Annotated in this window: 8 protein-coding genes; 4 read left to right on the top strand and 4 right to left on the bottom strand. The window is 71.1% G+C overall.

Going from position 1 to position 17,221, the window contains the following annotated elements; translation table 11 throughout:
- Positions 1–65: 65 nt before the first annotated feature.
- Both ACQ4L4_RS15465 and ACQ4L4_RS15470 read left to right on the top strand, forming a co-directional pair.
- Complete coding sequence (locus tag ACQ4L4_RS15465; protein ID WP_431099822.1) at positions 66–3,848, top strand: hypothetical protein; 3,783 nt, start codon at positions 66–68, stop codon at positions 3,846–3,848.
- 174 nt (positions 3,849–4,022) lie between these two features.
- Entirely contained in the window at positions 4,023–7,547 is a 3,525-nt protein-coding gene (locus tag ACQ4L4_RS15470) for a hypothetical protein (RefSeq protein ID WP_431099823.1), read from the top strand.
- 42 nt (positions 7,548–7,589) lie between these two features.
- Here ACQ4L4_RS15470 and ACQ4L4_RS15475 read toward each other — a convergent pair whose 3' ends face one another.
- Positions 7,590–8,567, bottom strand: a complete 978-nt coding sequence (locus tag ACQ4L4_RS15475) for a response regulator (RefSeq protein WP_431099825.1) — start codon at positions 8,565–8,567, stop codon at positions 7,590–7,592.
- A gap of 146 nt (positions 8,568–8,713) precedes the next feature.
- On the opposite strand from ACQ4L4_RS15475, the gene ACQ4L4_RS15480 reads away from it, so the two are divergent.
- The gene (locus ACQ4L4_RS15480; protein ID WP_431099826.1) at positions 8,714–10,102 is read left to right on the top strand and encodes a hypothetical protein; all 1,389 of its coding nucleotides are present in this window, start codon (positions 8,714–8,716) and stop codon (positions 10,100–10,102) included.
- A gap of 89 nt (positions 10,103–10,191) precedes the next feature.
- On the opposite strand, the gene argJ is transcribed toward ACQ4L4_RS15480, so the two are convergent.
- Positions 10,192–11,421, bottom strand: coding sequence for a bifunctional glutamate N-acetyltransferase/amino-acid acetyltransferase ArgJ (gene argJ, locus ACQ4L4_RS15485; RefSeq protein WP_377161037.1), 1,230 nt, complete (start codon positions 11,419–11,421; stop codon positions 10,192–10,194).
- A 138-nt stretch (positions 11,422–11,559) separates the two neighbouring features.
- On the opposite strand from argJ, the gene ACQ4L4_RS15490 reads away from it, so the two are divergent.
- The gene (locus ACQ4L4_RS15490; RefSeq protein ID WP_431099827.1) at positions 11,560–12,846 is read left to right on the top strand and encodes a hypothetical protein; all 1,287 of its coding nucleotides are present in this window, start codon (positions 11,560–11,562) and stop codon (positions 12,844–12,846) included.
- Here ACQ4L4_RS15490 and ACQ4L4_RS15495 read toward each other — a convergent pair whose 3' ends face one another.
- Both ACQ4L4_RS15495 and secA read right to left on the bottom strand, forming a co-directional pair.
- Complete coding sequence (locus ACQ4L4_RS15495; RefSeq protein WP_431099828.1) at positions 12,847–13,944, bottom strand: FxDxF family double-cut PEP-CTERM protein; 1,098 nt, start codon at positions 13,942–13,944, stop codon at positions 12,847–12,849.
- A 325-nt stretch (positions 13,945–14,269) separates the two neighbouring features.
- Complete coding sequence (gene secA, locus ACQ4L4_RS15500) at positions 14,270–17,029, bottom strand: preprotein translocase subunit SecA (protein ID WP_431099829.1); 2,760 nt, start codon at positions 17,027–17,029, stop codon at positions 14,270–14,272.
- Between the last annotated feature and the right edge of the window lie 192 nt (positions 17,030–17,221).

The following is a 17,221-nucleotide window of genomic DNA, read 5'->3' on the forward strand; positions in this document are numbered from 1 at the left end:
GATGACCGCCTGGCGACCTGTTGCCGACCAGGAAACCGTTCCGGGATGGCGATGCACACAGCCGGATGCTCGAACTTGTTCTTCACCAGCCCGCCGCCGATGCGGGACCGCTCGATTTCGGTTTCCGGCGCGAGGTCTTTGCCGACGATCCTCCGGCCGTCGACGTCCTGGCCGCGGCGGACGCCGGCGAGCCGGTGTACGGCCCGGAGGATCGCCACGCCTTCGAGGCCTTCCGCCAGAGCGAGGACGGGCGCCGCGCGACGACGCAGATGATGCACTGCCTCGAAACGATGGAGCGTTATGCCCGCGATCGCGGCGAAGACCCGATCGCGACGGACATCCATCGCCTGGTGGTGGTTCTGACGTCGCCGACGCCCGACGCGCTCCAGCGCATCTATCTGCCGGACCTCTTCACCCGCGGCAAGCGGTCCCTGGAGCTGATCGCCGCCATGCTCGGCCGGCTGGAGGCCCGAGGCGACGATCGCCGATCGGGCGCCCTGCGGTGCCTGCGGCGATTGGGCGAGGGCCTTCGCAACTGCGGTGGCCGGACCGTGGGGGAACTGATCGATGCCGAGTACGGGATGCGGCAACTGGGCGACGGTCTGAAGAACGCCGTCCAGCGCGTGTGCCGGAACACGGCGAAGGCCGCGATCGTGCAGGCACTCGCCAGCGGCGGATCGGCGTCGGATCAGTACCAGACGAATCCGCATGTGGTGCTTCAATTCGAGAAACGGATCGGCCTGCCTTGGGCGTACGCGCCCGACAACGATCCCTGGTTCCGCGAACCCGACGATTTCCCGCAGCGGGTCCGGGACTGCCGCAGTGCCGTGCGGCAGTCGGTGACGCCGGCTTCCGTCGCCCGAACGCTCGCCCACGAGTGCATGGGCAAGGTGCGTCGCGCGCTGTGCAAATGGACGGACGCGACGTCGACCCTGGAGGGCGAGGACTGGCCCACGCTGGATCGCACGGTGCGCAAGGCCGGCAGTCGTTTCGGCAAGCTGGAGGCGCGCCGCTTCGTGCGCGGCGACGGCGTCCTGGAGCCGCTGGTCCTCACCGACGACCCGCAGGCCGTGCTGTCGAACATCCGGAAGAACCTGGTCAAGGATCGCCTGGTGGAAGAGAAGGCCGACCTGACGGTGTGGCAGGAAAACGCCGACGCCACGCGATGGGCGCTGGTGCTGAAGCAGGGCGATGTGCCGTCGGTGATCGAGGAGGACGACGACGGCCCTCGCGAACGCACGCCGCGGCCCGCCGACGTCCTCCGGGTGCTGCGCGAGGCGGCGTCGTCCGGCGCGCTCGACCTGCACGCCGCGGGGCAGGCGCCCGCCGCGAGGCCTCTGTCGGATCCGAAGATCCTCATGCGGGTGATCGACGGCGTCATCGCCGTCCAGACTACCCCGCCCGAGACCTGGGAGTCGGCCTGGCTGGTGGTGCCGGGCGTCCTCTCCCAGGTGTGCGCGTCGCTGGAGGACGAGGCCGCCGCGCGACTGCTCGGGGATGTCGCCGCACGGGCCGATGCGGCAGGCTCGGGGCTCACCTGTCGCGCGTTGGAGACCGCACTCCACCGGCGACTTCCGGCCGCGGCGCTGGGCCTGATCGGCGCCATGGACCTCGAGAACCTGCGCGCCGCGTGGCCGCTGGTCCTGCCGCATCTGCCGCAGGCGCTGCGGGAGGGGAACGATGCGTTCGCGGACGCGTGCCTGGCGGCGCTGGATCGCCTCCGCGCCGCGGCCGACGGGGTCCGCTGGACGCCATGCCGCAAGGCGTTGAATGACTTCCGGCGCGGCCTGCTCGCGCGCTGGACCGCCTCTGCGACGCTGCCGCCATGGCCCGACGCCGTGTTGCAGCGTCTGGGGACCTTGCATCGCGAGGGCCTGCTGTCCGGACCGGTGATCGTGGCCTTGCTGCACGCCGACGTGCGACTGGGCGCCTTCCTGGACTTCTCCCGCATACAGACCAGCCCCGAGCCCCTTCGTCAGGTGCTGGCCTGCCTCGCCCGCGCCGGTGACGAACTGGCCTTGTCGCCACGGGACATGCGCACCTTGCTGCACCCGACGCCCGACGAGCCCGGCGACCCGGGCGGCCTCGGCGGCCGCCCCGCGACCTCGCCGCTGTGCAGCGCCGTGATGCACGGCCAGCGGGCTCACGTGTCCACCTTCCTGTCCTGGATGACGCAGCACGCGAGCGCCCCCTGGATGCCGCCGATCCAGGCCCTGGCGCTGCCGGACGAGGTGCTGGTGCCGCGGGTCAACCGGTCGGCGGTGATCGCCGGGGCACTGAAGGCCTATCTGGAAGGGCTGGTCACGCTCCATCAGCAAGGCCATCTGTCCGCGCACGGACTGGCACGGCTGGTCCGCGTGCCGCCCGTCGGCACGCCGGACGGCCTGCCGACGGGACAGGGTCTCGAACTGGTCCGCCGCGCCGTGGCGACCGCCGGCGAAGACGGGCCGTGCGCAGCCGTTCTGCGGGAATGGCGCAGGCTGGCCGCCCAGCAACTGGCGGGCATGCCGCCGCCCATGGACGGTGCCGCGGCCGACAGCGGTCCCCCGGCGTCGCTGACCGTTGGCGCCGCGCCCAGGAACGGCCCTGCAACGAACGCACCAACGGCGACCGGACCGGAGGCGGTGCTGCCCGACTCCAGGCGATGGACACCGCCGCAACTGGAGGAACAACTGGTCCACCGCTTCCGGCAGGGCTACCTGGGCGTCGATGAATTGAGCGAGAGGCTGTCCCTGTCCCTGTCGTCGACCGCTGCGCGCGCCGCCGGCATGAGCCCACTCGACCCTGAGCGGGGTCTTGGCCTGCTCAAGCGGCTCCACGCGGAGGGCCTGTTCTCGCTCGACCAATGCATCGCGTTGATCAAGCCGGACGAGTGGAAGAAGGAGGCGATGAGCGCCCACTGGGTGTCCGTCCTGCGCGCCTACTTCGACCTGGTGGCGCAGCTCGCCGCCAGGCACGGCCGCGTTGTCGATGTCGACGGGCTCCTGCACGTCCAGTCCTTTGACGTTTCGGTGACGCTGGCGGGTTATTGCCGGCAGCTCGGCAAGGCCCCGTCCCCCTTGTTCAACCTGGCGCTGGACAGCGCGTTGCTGGCGCGTCAGCGCGGCTGGATCGATTCGACGCAGTTGTGCAGGCATCTCGCCGCGACCCATCACAGGACGGACGACTCCGTACTGCTGCTGTTGCTCGACACGACGCGTCAGACGGCTGCGCCGGCCGACGCCGCCAATGACGCCGCAGCCGCTGAAGCGCAGGCGATCGGGGACAACGGCCTGCGCGACTGGCTGGACCGTCTGGGCACCGCCGAGGGCGGACGATGGCTGAGCAGCGGCGAAGTCGTCGAACTGCTGGGGATGGCGCACCGCACGCGCGAGGCGACGTCGATGTACAAGGCGATGACGCAGGGGAGCGCGCGACGGCTGTCCATCCTCTTCGACTGGCTGGTGACGGCCACGGCGACGAACCAGGTCCTGGCGCGTCGGCTTGTCCCCATCGTCCAGGGAAGGAACGACGCCCTGGACCGCCACGGCGCCTTCGAGGCCTTGCGCCTGGGCCGCGTGGACACGCTGACGGCCTGGCTGGCCGGCATCCAGCGACTGCGCGAGGCGGACCGCCTGTCCAACGGGGACTATGTGACCCTGCTGGTGGCCGATGCCGACGGCGACCGGCGCGCGATCGAGGCGGCCTCCGACGGCTCCCTCGCCGCCGACGACCTGCGCCCACGCGCCTGCGCGGCGCTGTTGCGCGAGGCCGCGGGAGAAGCGCGGTCCCGCGGCTGGATCGATGCCGACGAGTGGCAGGAAATCGTGGCCCCGCTCGACACGCCTGGGCTGATCAGCCGGACTTGATGGACCGGGGCGCAGGACGCCGGGGCCTGCCGGGCTCGCGGGAGCGCGGGAGCGCGGGAGCGCGGGAGCGCGGGAGCGCGGGAGCGCGGGAGCGCGGGAGCGCGGGAGCGCGGGAGCGCGGCGGACGCTGCGATTGTCCCGCCAATGCGGCGGGCCCGCGCCACTGATCGGGCCATGCAACCGCCCTCTTCCTCGGCATTTCCGTTCGGTTTCGACGCGACGCTCTTCGACCCCGACGACGATGCGCCGTCCGACGCCCGCCGCTCCGGACATGCCGGGCACATCGACGCGAGCGCCGTGGCCGACATCGTGGACTACGACGGCCCCTGCGACGCCTCGGGGCGTCTGCCGCCGGAGTTCCTCGCGTTCCGCGCCGGCCCCGACTGGCCGCGCGCGCGGGCGCAGATGCAGGCCTCCATCGCGACGCTCCAGGCTTTCGCGCGTCGGCATCCCGTGGCTCCGGAACCCTTGGGGGTCTTCCACCAGCACCTGATGGACAACGACGGGGCCTTCTACGAGTCCTACCTGCCCCAGCTCTTCGGACGGGGCAAACGCCTGCTCGCGGCATGCGTCGAGGGCTTGTCGAACGAGGATCTCCCGGCCAGGGAACGGTGCGGGATCTTCCGCCGGATGGTCGCCGGCATGGGCCTGTGCGGGATGCGCATCGTCGACGACTTCGCGCGCGCCCGGGCCGCGCTGGACCTGCTGCGCGACGGCAACCTGCGTCGCCGGACCGGCGCCGCGATCCGGGGCATCCTGGAGCAGGAAGCCTGTTGGGCGGAGCACCGCACCCCCTACCGGCCGGGGCAGCAGCGGACGACGTCGCTGGAGGTCCACCTGGTCGCCGCCGCCATCGAGGAACTCCGGCTGGGCGGGCGCGCGCCGCGCAGGGACGATGTGTTCACCCCGCACGACGGACGTGTCGCGGACCTGGTCGAACCGCTGCGGGAACGCCTGGCGAAAACGCTGACGCCGATGTGCGTGGCGCGGCACCTGGCGGAAGAATGCGTGTCGCGCGTGTCGGCGGACCTCGCGGGCTGGCTGGGTGATCAACCATTGGATCTGAGGTCCGGAACGCGGAAGGAGGACGACGGCGACACCACGCATTGCGCGCGTCTCTCGATGCTGGTGCAGGGGCTGGAGGCGGCCTACGGGCCGCTGACGATGGACGCCTTCGTCCGGACGGACAGCGACGGTGCGATGACGCTCCACCGCGATGCCACGCTCGTGGGCGCCCAGATCCGCCGCAACCTCGCCAGGCAAGACCTGACCCTGCCGGCGCGCGAGCGTTCGCTGCACGAGTGGCCCGGCACGGGCGGCCCGCGTCGCCTGATCCTGCTGGACGACGACCTGGCGGTGGTGAGCGCGCAGACGGGAGACGCCCCGGTGGATACCTTGCCCGAGGCGCGCCATCTCCGCCGCGTGGAGCGCGCGGGCCTGCTGGGGAGCCCGTCGACCGCCGATCCGGGCGGACGCCTCGACGCCCCCGCGCGTGCCGCCTTGCTCGAGGTCGTGCTGCGGCATGCCCCCGTGGACGAGATCACCCGCCTGCCCGCCCTCTGGTTCGTCCGCGTGGAGGACGCGCTCGCGATGGCGCGGCGCCTCGGGGACGACCGCTTCCGATGCTGGTGCAAGCTCCGGTGGGAGGACACGCTGCCCGTCGAGGCCGCGCGGATGCTGATCGCCGTGGCCGAATCGCGGGGGGACGTCGAGCTCATCGTCTACCTGCTGAAGAACGTGGGCGCGCAGCGAAGCCTGCAGCTCTGGCACAACGGCGCCGTGCTGCCTCACTGCCTCGCCCAGCTCGCGCGGGGCCAGGATCCGGTGGCGGAGGCCTACCTGGACTCGCTGGCGACCGCGCTGCCCTTGCTCGACGCACCCACGGTCGCCATGCTGCTGCTGGCGGTCCGCGCCGAAGGGTCGGCCCGGCCACTGCTGCAGGCGGCCGGCCCGACCGTCCTCGACCGCTACCTGACGCTGGTGGAAGCGGCGGCCCGGGAGAACAAGGCGCGCGGTCCGGCATTGGCCGCGGCGCTGTTCAGCGCGCCCCGGGACCGGCCGCACTGGCTGCGCGTCCTGATGACGCAGGGCACGCAGGCCTCGCGGCTGGCGACGATCCTGGGCACCTTGGGGCGCCTCCATCAGCGTGGGCATCTGGACAGGGCGCTGATCGGACAACTGCTGATCGAGCCGGAGGCGTTCCGGGACGACACGGGGGACGGCTCCTTGCAAGCCACCCCGGCACGCCGCGCCTGGCCCTTGTGCGAGGGCATGGCGGGCGACCACGATGCCGCTGTCCTGGCGGTGCTCGGCTGCCTGCTGGCGCTGTGCCGGCCGGACGCCGGCGATGGGGTGTGGCTCGAGCGGATGTTGCGTGCGTCGGACGGCGGAGCCGAGACCACCGCCCTGGTGCAGGGGCTGTCTCACGGCGCCACGACGGCGCTGGCCTTCCATCTGCAGGCGATCACCGTCGCGCTGGGCCGGCGGCTGCTGTCGTTGCCGCAAGCCATCGATCTGCTGCGCATCCAACCGCCGCCGGACGGCGACCGCGTCGGTGCCCTGGCCCTCGCGCTGCGCCAGGGTCACCTGGGCACGGTCGAGGTGTACTGGCAGCGCATCCTGGAGATGCATGCGCGGGGGATCCTGCCCGCGGATCAGGTCCGCCCCCTGCTGCGGGCGGAGAGCGCCGGCGGCGTGCCGGCGCTCGCGGAAGCCTTCGAGCACCGTATCCCCGGCGCCCTCGACCGGTACATGGCCCTGGTGCAGACCGCCGTCGTCGGCTCGGAGCCGATGTCGGCGCAGCAACTCGGCTGGCTGGATCTGCGCGACGCCGGGGGGCGTCTGTTCTGGCCGCCGCCGCCCGGCATCAGTCCGACCGACGGCTGGCCAATGCTCAAGCGCTACCTGCGCGGCCTGCGCGCGCTCGTCGAAGACCGGCGCCTGTCCCCGCCGCAACTGCGCTCGCTGCTGGCGACACGGTCCGGCGAAGCCCCCTCGCTGCTGGGCCGGCTGATGAGCCTCGATGATCGCTCGATGCTGACGCAGTGTCTGGACGAGCTCATGTCATGGCCGCGGCGGTCGGACCGTCATGTGCCGGCGCTGGCGGCCGTGCTCGACATCGACGAACTGGACGACCTCGCCACGACGGCGGTGCGCTACCCCGGTCTCCCCGATGTGCTGCAGGCGCTCGTCTCTGCCGTCTCACGGCGGTGGATCGACCGCGCGACGCTGCGCCTGCGCCTGGAGGGCAAGGACGGAACGCGCCCGCCGCTGGCGATCGCCTTCGAACGCAACCGGCCCGATGTGATCGAGGCCCTCGCCAGGGCGACACTGCGAGCCGGACGCGAAGCCCGGATGTCGCAGCCGCTCGTGCGGCGCCTGCTCGAAGCAGGCTCCGCGTCCGAGGGCGCCGGCGCGCATGTCGCCTTCGCGCGTGGATACGACGAGGCGTTGAAAGTGTGGCTCGACGCGGTCCTGCAGGCCCGCGCCGACAAGCTGCTGGACGACGGCGACCTCCGGGAACTGCTCATCGCCTATGGCGCGGATGAGCGCCCCGGTCGCGACGCGGCATCGGAGGGCGATCACCCCCGCTGCCTCGAGGTCTGGCGCGAGGCCTTGCGGCGGAGCGCCCGGCGCGGGTGGCTCAGCGCCGACGACCTGGCGGCCCTCGATCCGGCGCCGGCGCCGCCTGAGGCCTGACCCGGTCCGCAGCGCAGGGGACCGCCCGGCGCGGCGCTCCCGTCATCGTCCTGCGGGCTTGGGCGTCCCCAGGGCCGAGCGGGCACTTTCCACGGCCTGCCCCACGTCAGGCACGCCCAGGCGCCGGCACAGCGCCTCCAGCCGCATGCGATAGGCCGCGTCCCCCAGTCCCAGCGCCCGGGCCTGCTGGTCCGGCGCGGGTTCGCCGAGCAGGCCGAACAGCAGCTCCGCGTCCGACAGCGGCAGGTCCAGCGCCTTGGCCAGGGTCGCGAGGCTCGCGGCCTCGTCGGCCTCGTGGAGCACCAGCAGCCAGTGTCCGTCGCCGATGACGGCGGCGTCCGCCATCATCAGCGTGAAGCTCAGGCGCTGCCGCGGCGCCCCCGACGGCGGCGCGATCGTCAGCGACGAGGGCGGCGCGCCCGCGCGCCGACGCAGCGCCTCGCGATGCAGCCAGGCCAGCACCTCCGGCGGCAGACGCGCGTGCTCCGACCAGGGCGGCGGGAAGTACGCCGCCATCAGGGCGCGCGCCTGCGGCGTCTGCCACGCGCAATGGCCGTCGCGTTCCCGCACGGTCATGCTGGCCGTGGGCCGGCGCGGCGCCGCGGGCCCCGCCGCGGGCGCGGGGTGCAGCAGGCGTTCGACGCGCGCGAGCAGTTCGCTCAGCCGCACGGGCTTGACGAGGCACTCCGCGGCCCCCGCCGCCAGCAGGGCGCCGAGCCGCAGCGGATCGCGCGGGCGGCTCAGCGTCAGCACCGGGACGCCGCCGCCGCCCAGGCGACGCAGCAGCTCCAGCGGGCCGTCGCCGGGCAGCTCCGGCAGCTCCATGTCCATGATCACCAGCGCCGGTCCCGCGCCCAGGCCTTCCATCGCGGCGATCGCATCCGCCGCGCGCAGGAGCTCATAACCGCTCTCCTCCAGCACCGCCGCGAGCGGCTGCACGGCCAGCGACTGGACGACCAGGAGTCGCGCCGGCGCGGCGGTGCGCGGAAGGGGCAGGTCGGCGGGCGGCGGCATGGGCATGGCCTTCACCATACAAGTCCCGTGCCCGCCTCTCAAGACGCCGCCGTCGCGGGAAGGACGCGGGGCCGAAGCCGCGAACTCCGGGGCGATCGCCCCCGTCCCGCGACGATCGGCGCCGCGGGCGCTGACGCACAATGGCCGGCGCCATGGACGATACCCCCGCCTCGCCCGACATCGATCCGACCGCCCCGCCCACCGGCGGGGCCGCCGCGCCCGTCCCCGCGCCCGCCGCCCCCGCGGCGCCGTGGGAAGGACCGTCGCCGGATGTCGTCGCCTGGCTGCTGGTGAACTGGCACAACAAGCATCCGCTGGCGCGCCGGCTCGCCATCGCCGACGTCCACACGGTCGGCGCCGTGGCCCTGCCCTTCATGGCGCAGGCGCTGCCCAAGGAGCCCAGCCTCGAGGGCGGCACGCCCGCCGAGGCGGCGCCCTCCCCGCCCCGTCGCCGACTGCCCTGGCAGCGCAAGGCCGCGGGCTCGGGGCCGCGGCCGGCGTGGATCGAGGAATTCATTCCCGGCCTGAAGACCGCGGCGGTCGCCACGATGGCCCTGGACAACGGCTTCACCACCGCGCCCGACGAGTTGCCGCTGCGCCGCGTCGACATCGACGAACGGGCACTGGCCGCCGACGCGAACCAGCCTGGTGCGTGGCCGATGGAATTGGTGCTGCTGAGCGCCGCTTTCGATGCAGGTCCGGCGCGGCGACGCGTGCTCGTGGGGCGCCGCGACCAGGTGCTGGGACAACGCGCACTGGATCCCGCGCGGCTGGGCGTGGCCGGCAGCGTGGCGGCCCTGGTGCTGATCGCGGCGATCTGGGCCCTGTGGCCCTCGTCGACGCCTTCCAAGGAGGCGCTGGCCGCGCTGGCGGCCGCCGAAGCGGCCTCCGCCGCGTCCGCCGCCCAGGCCGCCTCAGCAGCCGCCCTGGCTGCCGCGGCCGGTCAGGCGGCGCAGGCCGCGCAAGCCGCCTCCGCGGCGTCCGCATCTGCGTCCGCCGTCGCGGCCGACGAGCCGGCTTCGGCCTCCGCGCCGGCGCAGAGCCCCGCCGCCTCAACGCCCGCCGGGGCGATCCCAAACATCCGCCCGACATTGCAGAGCGCCGTCGAACGCGCCGCAGGTGAGAAGCCGCCGACGCCGGCAACGACGGCACCCTCGGGGTCGGCGGGTGCAACGGCCTCCGCCGATCCGGCCCGGCCGGGCGCCTCCGCCCCGACGTCCGAGGCCGAGCGCCGCGTGAGCGTCGACGACGCCGGCCTGACCAGTCTCATGAGACGCGACGCCGCGCCCGGCGCCAAGCTGGTGGCGCTGGTGGGCCAGCCGCACAAGGACAAGGCCGACGCCGAAGCACAACTGGCGCGCATGCGCGAGATGATCGGCGCCACGCTAGGCGGCCGCATGGTCCCGAACGGCGAGGTCTTCCAGACCAAGGACGGCTGGCGCGCGGCCGTGTGGCCCTTCGGCAGCCGCGAGGAAGCGCAGCTGATCAACGCCACGCTGCTGGCCCGCGGGATCCGCGGGACCCGCGCCGTCGACTTCTGATCGGGCCCCTCAGAGGCCCTCAGGGCGCTTCAGGACCGCTCGGGATCCCATGCGCCCTGGAGCCTCAGGACACCCAGGACACCCAGGACTCAGGACCGGTAGTCGGCGTTGATCGTCACGTACTCGTGGCTGAAGTCGCAGGTCCAGACCGTGGTCTGGGCCGATCCGCGGTTCAGGCCCACGCGCACGGTGATCTCGCTCTGCTTCATGACGCGCTGACCGTCCTCTTCCTTGTACTCGGGGCGGCGGCCGCCCTGCGTGACCACGTGGACGTCGTCCAGGTGCAGGTCGATCAGGCTCTGGTCGAGGTCGTCGATGCCGGCATAACCGACCGCCGCCAGGATGCGGCCCAGGTTGGGGTCGCTGGCGAAGAAGGCGGTCTTGACCAGCGGCGAGTGCGCGATCGCATAGGCGGCCTTGCGGCACTCGGCCTCGTCCCTGCCGCCCTCGATCACCACCGAGATGAACTTGGTCGCGCCCTCGCCGTCGCGCACGATGGCCTGCGCCAGCTGCTGCGACACCGCCACGACCGCGTCGCGCAGCGCGCGGCCCTCGGCACTGGTCAGCGAGGTGATCGGGGCGTGACCGGCCTGATGCGTCGCGATCAGCACGAACGAGTCGTTCGTCGACGTGTCGCCGTCGATCGTGATGCGGTTGAAGGACAGGTCCGCCGCTTCCTTGACCAGCGGCTGCAGCAGCTCCGGCGCCAGGACCGCGTCGGTGGCGACGAAGCCCAGCATCGTCGCCATGTTCGGACGGATCATGCCGGCGCCTTTGGAGACACCGGAGATCGTGACCGTCTTGCCCCCGATCGAGACCTGCTTCGAACAGGCCTTGGGCAGCGTGTCCGTGGTCATGATGCCGGCGGCGGCCTCGGCCCAGTTGTCGGCCTTCAGCGCGGCGATCGCGGCCGGGAGGCCCGCGATGATGCGGTCGACCGGCAGCGTCTCCATGATCACGCCGGTCGAGAACGGCAGCACCTGCCGCGCATCGAGCTGGAGTTCGGCGGCGAGCGCGTCGCAGGTCTGGCGCGCACGGGCCAGGCCGTCCGCGCCGGTGCCGGCGTTGGCATTGCCGGTGTTGATCACGATCGCGCGGATCGCGCTGCCGGCGGCGAGGTGCTCGCGGCAGACCTGGACCGGCGCGGCGCAGAAGCGGTTGGCGGTGAACACGCCCGCGACGCTGGCGCCCTCGTCGAGCGCGATCACGGTCAGGTCGCGGCGATTGGCCTTGCGCACCCCCGCCATCGTGACGCCGAGGCGGACGCCGGGCACGGGCAGCAAGGCTTGCGGATCGGGAGCGGTCAGGTTGACGGGCATGGCAGGGCGAAGAAGGTAAGGAGAGACGATGTCCGGACAGACGCGTTCGGGATGGGATCAATCGACAACATCAGTGCACGGAATTGTAGAAGGACCCACTGATCCCAGTCTCTGACATGACTGCCAAAGGCCTACCCGATGTTCAAGCTCCCGTTGCCGGATGCCTCTCTCTGCGTAACGACGCCTTATCTGGCAGCGTCCGCGCCGCCGGATGAACCTCCGGGTTACGCCAGTGCCTGCCTCGACGCGGTGTTGGCCGAGGCGCGCGCAGCCCGCTTGGACGAGGACGCCATCGTGCGCCGGCTCACCGACTGGCAGCGTCCCGGATCGCCTGCCATGATCGTCCAGTGGATGCAGGACGGCGACAGCGCGGCGGCGGGACATTGGTACCGCACCTTGTCGGCATTGCGCGAGTGCCGCGCCATCGGCGATGGCAGCTTCATGCGATTGCTGGCCGGGCGCGGTGCGGAGTCGGGTCGCTCGTCGACGGAACGCGGGCTCTTTCACGTGCTGGCGTCGACGGCTACTCCCTCACTCGTCGACATGCACATGAATGCGTGCATGGACGCGCAGCGCGAGACGCACTGGCTGAATGAATCGGACATGGCAACGGTACTCATCGGTTCGCCGCAGTGCGGCACGCTGCTGCAGGACGTCATCCGCGGTCGTTGCTTCCCCGATTCCTTCGATGCCTTTCTGACAAAGATGCGCCACTGCAACAACTGGACATTCGGCCTGCGCAGTGAACACGTCGCCACCTTGATGCTCGGAAAAGGTCCTCAAGGTACGACGCTCGACGCGGCGTTCGATCATCCCGAAGCGGCGCTCCTAGGCGCTTACATGAGCCATCTGCTGGCCTTGCATGGCCATCACCTCAAGCGATGCCGCGACCAGCGCGTCTACAGCAATGGCCTGTTGGACATCGACGAGTCGCAGTATCTGAGCTTGGCACTGCCATCCGATACCGCATCGAACGCTCCGTTGCGTGAAGCATTCCGATCGGGGAAAGGCGCCCACCTCAGCCTCTACTTCAAGCGGCTCTTCGATGCCGCCAAACACCACGAGTTGCCCGTTGACGGCCTGCGGGAGGCCTTCAGCCGCTGCCTGCCACGCGGCTGGTCCATGGGCGAACTGGCCCAGCGTCAGCCCGACTGCCACGCGCTGCTGATCAAGTGCATCGATCGCGCCCTGTTGCAGGGATGGCTGAGTCACAGGGAAGCGACGGATCTGACAACCACCGGTCGGGCGGCACCGATGCAGACGCGCAGCTCGTGGGACCGCGTCCCGCCGTCTCCGGCCGTGCCGAAGGAAGGCGCCACCGCCACCGCCACCGCTGCCGCTGCCGCTCCAGCGCGACAGACCGCGCACAGTCGTCAGGCCAGGCGCAGCAACCTGCTCAGTTGCTTCGTCGGTCGTCGCGCCTGATCAGGACTGGCGGCGGCGGCGTCCGAGCATCGCCGTCACCAACACGAGTCCGCCGATGAACATCGCGTAGCTCTGCGGTTCCGGCACGGCGCTGGCCGGCAGCACGTTGAAGGTGCCGGAGTAGCTCGCGGCAATGCCGTTGGTGCCGGCCGCCAGGTTGCCGCCGGCGTAGCCCTTGACGATCAGCGTGTAGTCGCCGGCCACGAGCTTGCTGGGCAGGCTGGCGCTGATCCAGCTGGTCCCGTTGCCGTCGCCGTCCGGCGCACCGATGGACAGCGCCTGGCCGTTCAGCGTGGCTTCGCTGAAGCTGATCTGCTGCGACTGGCCCGAGTACACGGTGATCAGCGACGCATCGACCCAGCCATTGCCGGTGAAGCTGAAGTGGAAGGTGTCGACGAAGCTGCCGACCTCGGTGTGGATCGCGAACGGTGCCGCGGTCAGGCCCGCGCCCGCGCCGGCCAACGGCACGTTCTGGGTCAGGTCCACCGCCTGGGCGCCGGTCGCCGCCACGGCCAGCAGCGCCGCCGCGGCACCGCCACGGACCAGGGCTTGCCGACGGCGCGCCACGATCAGGCCGCCGCCCAGCAGCGCCAGCACGGCCAGCGCCAGCGTGCCGGGCTCCGGGACCTGCGTGACGTTGATCGTGCCGGAGTAGCTCGCGCTGATCGGCGTGCCCGCCGCCAGGCCCTGGCCGGCGTAGCCGCGCACGGTCAGCACCAGCGGCCCGCTCAGGCGCGCATCGGGCAGCGCGGCGATCTCGAGCGCGTTCCTGTAGCCGCCCATCGTCGAGCGCGTGAAGTTGTAGGTCGCGCCGTTGAGCACCGCGCTGACGAAGTTGATGTCGAAGGCGGCCGACATGCCGATCGTCGTCAGGCTGGCGTTGACCATGCCCCAGCGATCGATGCCGGAGAAGGTGAAGGTGTCGACGAACTCCCCGGCCGCCGAATGCACGATGCTGAAGCCCGCCGTCTTGGTATCGGCGCTCGCGCCCTGCTGGAGCGCGACGGACTGGGCCGCGGACACCGGCGCGGCCAGCGCGGCGGAAGCGGCGGCGGCGGTCAGGATGGCAACGGCGAAGAGACGGGTCGTGAGCTTCATGGCGATGCGGTCCGGAGACCTCGGAGACCCGCGGCGGCAGGTCGATGCGGCGGACTCTATCGAGGGGGTGCCGCACGGTGTCCCCCGCGCCACGGGGGGAGAGACGCTCGCCCGAGCCGGTCCCGTGACAAAGCGCACGGGGCGGACACGCCGCGTCGGCCCGGCGCCACGCACGACCCATGACGCCTCACGCAAGGACTGACCCCGGCACCGCGCTGCTGCACGGCCCCTTTGCCGCACGCCCGGCGGCTTGCCGAGCGGATCCCCGGCCGGAAACGACGACGGCGCCCCGAAGGGCGCCGTCGATGTGGGCAGAAGCGACCGATCAGGCCAGCTTGCCGTGGCAGCTCTTGAACTTCTTGCCGCTGCCGCACGGGCAGGGGTCGTTGCGGCCGACGTGGCCCCACTCGGTGGGCACGGCCTCGGTACCGCCGGCGATCGGCGCCGCGTCCTGCGACACCGACCCGTCCTCGTTCGGATGCGTGTAGGTCACGTTGCCGACGTTCTCGGCGCGCTGTTCGATCGCTTCGGCGGCGGCGGAGGCCTCCTCCTGCGACTGGATGCGCACGTTCAGCAGCACGCGCGTCACTTCCAGCTTCACCGCGTCCAGCAGTTGCGAGAACAGTTCGAAGGCCTCGCGCTTGTATTCCTGCTTCGGGTTCTTCTGGGCGTAACCGCGCAGGTGGATGCCCTGGCGCAGGTAGTCCAGCGAGGCCAGATGCTCGCGCCAGTGCTGGTCGATGCTCTGCAGCAGCACCATGCGCATGAACGGCGTGAACTGCTCCAGGCCGACACGGTCCAGCTTGTCCTGGAAGGATGCGTCGCCCGCCTTCAGCACGGCGTCCAGCACGTCCTCGTCGGTCATCGTCTCGCTCTTCTTGAGCATCTCGGCCAGCGGCACCTCGAGCTTCCACTCGTCGCGCAGCACGCGCTCCAGCGCGGCCAGGTCCCACTGCTCTTCCAGCGATTCCTCGGGGACGAAGCCGCGGACCACGTCCGTCAGCGTGCCCTTGCGCAGATGGGTGATCTGCTCGAGCACTTCCTGCGCCTCGAGGATCTCGTTGCGCTGCTGGTAGATGACCTTGCGCTGGTCGTTCGACACGTCGTCGTACTCGAGCAGCTGCTTGCGGATGTCGAAGTTGCGGGCCTCGACCTTGCGCTGCGCGCTCTCGATGGAGCGCGTGACGATGCCGGCTTCGATCGCTTCGCCTTCGGGCATCTTGAGCCGGTCCATGATCGCGCGGACGCGGTCGCCGGCGAAGATGCGCATCAGCTGGTCGTCCAGCGACAGGTAGAAGCGCGACGAGCCCGGATCGCCCTGGCGACCGGAACGGCCGCGCAGCTGGTTGTCGATGCGGCGGCTCTCGTGACGTTCGGTCGAGATCACGCGCAGGCCGCCCGCGGCCTTGACCTGCTCGTGCAGCTTCTGCCACTCGGCCTTCAGCGCGGCGATCTTGGCCTGCTTGTCGGGCTCCGACAGCGACTCGTCGTTCTCGATGGCGACGACGTCCTTCTCGATGCTGCCGCCCAGCACGATGTCCGTGCCGCGGCCGGCCATGTTGGTCGCGATCGTGATCACGCCCGGACGACCGGCCTGCGTGATGATGTCGGCCTCTCTGGCGTGCTGCTTGGCGTTCAGCACCTGGTGCGGCAGCTTGGCCTTGGTCAGCAGCTCGGCGACCTTCTCGGAGTTCTCGATCGAGGTCGTGCCCACCAGCACCGGCTGGCCGCGCTCGTGGCAGTCGCGCACGTCCTGCGTGACGGCGTCGTACTTCTCCTTGGTCGTCTTGTAGACCAGGTCCAGCTCGTCCTTGCGCACCGTCGGCCGGTTCGGCGGGATCACCACGGTCTCGAGGCCGTAGATCTCCTGGAACTCGTAGGCTTCGGTGTCGGCCGTGCCGGTCATGCCCGACAGCTTGCCGTACATGCGGAAGTAGTTCTGGAAGGTGACCGAGGCCAGCGTCTGGTTCTCGGCCTGGATCTGCACGCCTTCCTTGGCCTCGACGGCCTGGTGCAGGCCGTCGCTCCAGCGGCGACCCGTCATCAGGCGGCCGGTGAACTCGTCGACGATGATCACTTCGCCGTTCTGCACCACGTAGTTGGTATCGCGGTGATACACGTGGTGGGCGCGCAGCGACGCATACAGGTGATGCATCAGCGTGATGTTGGCGGCGTCGTACAGCGACGCGCCCTCGGCCAGCAGGCCGGCCTGGCCCAGCAGGCGCTCGGCGTTTTCGTGGCCGTCCTCGGTCAGGTAGATCTGGTGCGACTTCTCGTCGACGGTGAAGTCGCCCGGCTCGATCACGCCTTCGCCGGTGCGGGGATCCAGTTCACCGATCTGGCGCTTCAACTGCGGCGAGACCGCGTTGATCGCCACGTACATCTGGGTGTGGTCCTCGGCCTGGCCGGAGATGATCAGCGGCGTGCGCGCCTCGTCGATCAGGATCGAGTCCACCTCGTCGACGATCGCGTAGGCCAGGCTGCGCTGCACGCGGTCACGGACCTCGTAGACCATGTTGTCGCGCAGGTGGTCGAAGCCGTACTCGTTGTTGGTGCCGTAGGTGACGTCGGCGCCGTAGGCGGCCTGCTTCTCGTCGCGCGGCAGGCCCGAGTAGTTGATGCCCACGGTCAGGCCGAGGAAGCGGTACAGGCGACCCATCCATTCGGCGTCGCGGCGGGCCAGGTAGTCGTTGACCGTCACGACGTGCACGCCCTTGCCGGTCAGCGCGTTCAGGTAGACCGGCAGCGTCGCCATCAGCGTCTTGCCTTCGCCGGTGCGCATTTCAGCGATCTTGCCGGCGTTCAGGACCATGCCGCCGATCAGCTGCACGTCGAAGTGACGCATCTTGAGGACGCGCTTGCTGCCCTCGCGGCAGACGGCGAACGCCTCGGGCAGGATGTCGTCGACGGTCTCGCCGTTGGCGATGCGCTGCTTGAACTCCTCGGTCTTCGCGCGCAACTGGTCGTCGCTCAGGCCCTCGAACTGCGGTTCCAGCGCGTTGATGCGCTCGACGTCCTTGCGATAGGTCTTGAGCAGGCGCTCGTTGCGACTGCCGAAAATCTGGGTCAAAAGCTTGGGCAACATGCGGCTTTTTGAAGTTCTGTGGAAGGCCCGGTCGACCGGGCCTGGACGCCCGGCGGACCGCCTCGTGGGCGGCCTGATGAGGGCAGCGCCGCGCGACCGGTGCACATGAGGACGGGAGCCTCGGGTTGCAAGCGTCTGCGCGGAGAAAAACCGGCGGAGTTTAGCACCGGCCCCCTGGCGGCACCGGGTGGC

Origin of the sequence: Roseateles noduli (assembly GCF_050626985.1) — a bacterium.
Classification (GTDB): domain Bacteria; phylum Pseudomonadota; class Gammaproteobacteria; order Burkholderiales; family Burkholderiaceae_C; genus Roseateles; species Roseateles noduli_A.